Source organism: Streptomyces sp. MB09-02B (genome assembly GCF_033794485.1).
Classification (GTDB): domain Bacteria; phylum Actinomycetota; class Actinomycetes; order Streptomycetales; family Streptomycetaceae; genus Streptomyces.
This window is the reverse complement of sequence record NZ_JARGEE010000605.1, coordinates 1-4,200: the sequence shown is the minus strand read 5'-3', so window position 1 is coordinate 4,200 and position 4,200 is coordinate 1. Positions and strand designations below refer to the sequence as shown.

3 protein-coding genes and 1 pseudogene are annotated in these 4,200 nt (G+C 72.8%); 2 read left to right on the top strand and 2 right to left on the bottom strand.

Going from position 1 to position 4,200, the window contains the following annotated elements; all coding sequences use genetic code 11:
* Positions 1-220 (bottom strand): hypothetical protein (locus P1P70_RS41550; RefSeq protein WP_319247218.1); only part of this gene is annotated, 220 nt, incomplete at its 3' end.
* On the opposite strand from P1P70_RS41550, the pseudogene P1P70_RS41545 reads away from it, so the two are divergent.
* Both P1P70_RS41545 and P1P70_RS41540 read left to right on the top strand, forming a co-directional pair.
* Positions 183-1,703, top strand: a pseudogene (locus tag P1P70_RS41545) (serine protease); the annotation flags it as partial. The gene P1P70_RS41550 and the pseudogene P1P70_RS41545 overlap by 38 nt on opposite strands.
* Before the next feature lie 154 nt (positions 1,704-1,857).
* Positions 1,858-2,820 carry a bifunctional riboflavin kinase/FAD synthetase gene (locus P1P70_RS41540; RefSeq protein WP_319247216.1) on the top strand — a complete coding sequence of 321 codons (963 nt, stop codon included), beginning with the start codon at positions 1,858-1,860 and terminating at the stop codon, positions 2,818-2,820.
* An 85-nt stretch (positions 2,821-2,905) separates the two neighbouring features.
* Here P1P70_RS41540 and P1P70_RS41535 read toward each other — a convergent pair.
* Positions 2,906-4,200: MinD/ParA family protein (locus P1P70_RS41535; protein WP_319247214.1), on the bottom strand; the 1,295-nt coding region annotated here is incomplete at its 5' end.

The following is a 4,200-nucleotide window of genomic DNA, read 5'->3' as shown; positions in this document are numbered from 1 at the left end:
CGGGCAGGGGGAGCGGGGCCCAGACGTCCGGCCCGAACTCGGCCGGCACCCCTCGGCCCGTGGCCCGGCAGGCCCCCATCCGGTCGGGGAGGAACCGCAGCACCCTGGTGTACGGCTGCGCGTCGGGCCCCCGGAGCAGCACCTCGGACAGGAGGCGGGTGGCCCACCAGGGGGGGTCGTCGGGGGCCGGGGCCCCCGACGACCCCACCTGGTGGGCCACCCGTCTCCTGTCCGAGGTGCTGCTCCGGGTGCCCGACGCGACGCCGTACACCAGGGTGCTGCGGTTCCTCACCGAGCGGATCGGTGCCTGGCGGGCCCAGGGCCGAGGTGTGCCGGCCGAGTTCGGGCCGGACTTCTGGGCCGCGCTGCCCCTGCCCGGGGCGGAACGGTTCGACCTGCTGCGACGCCTGGTCGTCGCCGACCCGGCCACCGGCGAGGGACCTCGCTATCTGGACGCGGTCTCCCGGCTGCTGGCGGCCGACCCCGCCGCCGTACAACCGCTCCTCACCCGCTGGTTCCCGGACGACACCCCGCTGGTCGCGACCCCGGACGCCACCGTGGCGACGGCCGCGCAGGCGCTGCTGCACACCCATCGCCGGTGCGCCCTGGACGACCTGACCGAGGCCCTCGTCGACAGCGCGCACCGGCGGGGCGACGAACTCCTCGCCGTACTGTCCGAGGAGGAGCCCTCGGCGGTGTGCCGGGCCGTCGACCGGTGGGCGCACGACGAGCGTCCGGCCCGGCGCGTCGCGGGGCTCGCGTACGGGCTGCGGACCGCTCCCCACGTGCGCACGGACGCCGACCGTGAGCTCCTGCGCTACGCGGCACTCACCCTGCTGGGCCGCCCCGCCGACGTCACCCTGCACAGCGGCGCGCTCGCCCTGCTCGTACGGGATCCGCGGACCAGGTCGCGGTATCTGCCGCAGGCGCTGGAACGCTTCGCCGACGGTGACCCGCAGGTGCCCGCGAGCGCCGTGGTCACCGCTCTGGCCACCGACCCGGACCCGGTCCTTGAGGCCTTCCGCGCGCGGCTGCGCGTACCGGGTGCCGAGGGTTCGGACGGGGAGGCCCTGCGCACGCTCGCCGAGGTCACCACGCCCGGCCTCGCGCGCCGCGTCACCACCCTCGTACGGGAGGTCGTCGCCCTGCGCCCCGAGCTGGCCGGGCACGTCGCCGGGTACGTCGACCGCAGACTGGAACACGGCCCGGGCACCCGCGCCGTACTGTTCCCACTGGTCAGCGGCCTTATCGTCGACGGCCCCGTCCAGGTGCGCGCGGCTCTCGCGGCGGTCTTCGCCGAGCCGGGGACCCCGGCCTCCGGCCCCCTGCGGCGCGAACTGCTCGACCTGCTGATGGCGACCGAGCGGGACCCGTCCGTTCTGGACGCCCTGCTGCGGGCGGTCGTCGCGGGCACGACGGGTAGGTCGGGTCCGAGCGAGGGTGAGGGCGCGGGCGGGGGCAGGGGCGCGGCCGTCCGGGTGCTGGTCCACCGGATCGGCCTGCTCCTCGTCCGTACGCCCGAAGGAGCCACCCGTTTCGACTGGGCGCTCGTCGACCTGGCCCGCCACGTGCCCGGATTCGCGGAACGGGTGGCCGGCTGGCTCAGCGGCACGCCCCAGGAGTGGGCGGCGGTGGTCGGTCCCAGCACTCGTCGGATGATCGAGAACCTGGCGGGGCTGCCGGGCGTGCGGGTGCCCGCGTGAGGCGGGGCGCGCCCGTCTGGTCGAGGGCTGGGAGCCGTGCTCCGGGTCACAGCCCGGATGCCGATGCGGGCGGAGAGCATCCGGCATGGCACCCTTAGACCTGCGCAAGGGTTAAGCGTCAATACGGACACGGGTTCGACGAGGAGCGGTCACAGTGCAGCGCTGGCGTGGCTTGGAGGACATCCCCGAGGACTGGGGGCGCAGCGTCGTCACCATCGGTTCCTACGACGGGGTGCACCGCGGGCACCAGCTCATCCTCCGGCACGCCGTGGAACGCGCGCGTGAGCTGGGCGTTCCCTCCGTCGCCGTCACCTTCGACCCGCACCCCAGCGAGGTCGTACGCCCCGGTACGCACCCCCCGCTGCTCGCCCCGCACCACCGCCGTGCCGAGCTGATGGCCGAGCTGGGCGTGGACGCGGTGCTGATCCTGCCCTTCACCACCGAGTTCTCGCGGCTGTCCCCGGCCGACTTCGTCGTCAAGGTGCTGGTCGACAAGCTGCACGCCAAGGCCGTCGTCGAGGGCCCCAACTTCCGCTTCGGCCACAAGGCCGCCGGAGACGTGGCGTTCCTGGCCGAGCAGGGCAAGACGTACGACTTCGACGTCGAGATGGTCGACCTGTTCGTCACCGGCGAGGCGGGCGGCGGTCAGCCGTTCTCCTCGACCCTGACCCGGCGGCTGGTCGGCGAGGGCGATGTCGAGGGCGCGCGCGAGATCCTCGGCCGCCCCCACCGCGTCGAGGGCGTCGTCGTACGCGGCGCCCAGCGCGGCCGCGAACTGGGCTTCCCGACGGCCAACGTCGAGACCCTCCCGCACACCGCGATCCCCGCCGACGGCGTCTACGCCGGCTGGCTGCACGTCGCCGGCGAGGCCATGCCCGCCGCTATCTCCGTCGGCACCAACCCGCAGTTCGACGGCACCGAACGTACGGTCGAGGCGTACGCCATCGACCGCGTCGGCCTCGACCTCTACGGCCTCCACGTCGCCGTCGACTTCCTCGCCTTCGTGCGCGGCCAGGCGAAGTTCGACTCGCTGGACGCGCTCCTCGTGGCGATGGGCGAGGACGTGAAGAGGTGCCGGGAGCTGATCGGCGCGTACGAGGGCGACGAGGCGAAGTAACCCCGAGACCTGGATGGACCGAGGCCCGTACCGTTCACGGTTCGTGAACGGTACGGGCCTCGGTCGCGCCACCGGCACTGCCGGGCTACTGCTGTGGCGGTCCCGGCGGGTGGGGCTGACCCTGCTGCGGCGGATACGGCTGCCCGGGGGCGGGCTGGCCGGGGTGGCCGTAGGGCTGCGGGGCCTGGCCGGGAGCCGGCTGGCCCGGATAGGGCTGACCCGGGTACGGCTGCTGCCCCTGTTGTGGATGCTGCGGGTACTGCGGCGCGTACGGCTGCTGACCGGCCGTCTGCTGACCGGGCGTCTGCTGACCCGGCATCGGCGGGGCGACGACCGGGGGCGGGTTGCCGTCCGACGTCCACAGACCGTGCGACTGCTGGTGACGGGCGATGTCCTCGGCGACCATTGCGGCGAGCGTGAAGTACGCCTCCCGCACCTTCGGCCGCATCATGTCGAGATCCAACTCGGCGCCCGCGGAGAGGTGTTCGTCGAAGGGCACGACGACGACCCCCCGGCAGCGCGTCTCGAAGTGGGAGACGATGTCCTCCACCTTGATCATCTTGCCGGTCTCGCGCACGCCCGAGATGACCGTGAGGGAACGGGCGACCAGATCCTGGTACCCGTGGGCGGAGAGCCAGTCCAGCGTCGTACTGGCGCTGCTCGCACCGTCCACGGACGGCGTCGAGATGATGATCAGCTGGTCGGCGAGATCGAGCACCCCGCGCATCGCGCTGTAGAGCAGACCGGTGCCCGAGTCGGTGAGGATGATCGGGTACTGCTTGCCGAGGATGTCGATCGCACGCCGGTAGTCCTCGTCGTTGAACGTCGTGGAGACGGCGGGGTCCACGTCGTTGGCGATGATCTCCAGACCGGAGGCCGCCTGCGAGGTGAACCGCCGGATGTCCATGTACGAGTTGAGGTACGGGATCGCCTGCACGAGGTCACGGATGGTGGCCCCGGTCTCGCGCCGGACACGACGGCCGAGCGTGCCGGCGTCCGGGTTGGCGTCGATCGCGAGGATCTTGTCCTGCCGCTCGGTGGCGAGGGTCGAACCGAGGGCCGTGGTGGTCGTCGTCTTGCCCACGCCGCCCTTGAGGCTGATGACCGCGATGCGGTAGCAGGACAGCACCGGAGTCCTGATCAGTTCCAGCTTCCGCTGCCGCTCGGCCTCCTCCTTCTTGCCGCCCAGCTTGAACAGCCCGCCGCCCGAGGCCGGACGGCTGCTCTTCTGCTTCTGCTTCTTGCTGTTGAGCAGTCGGTCCGACGACAGTTCCACCGCGGCCGTGTAACCGAGCGGTGCCACACCCGGGTTGGTCGGCTGGCGCTGATCATGCTGCACGGCCTGGGGCCAGGCGGCGCCGGTGCGGGGGTCGACGGGGG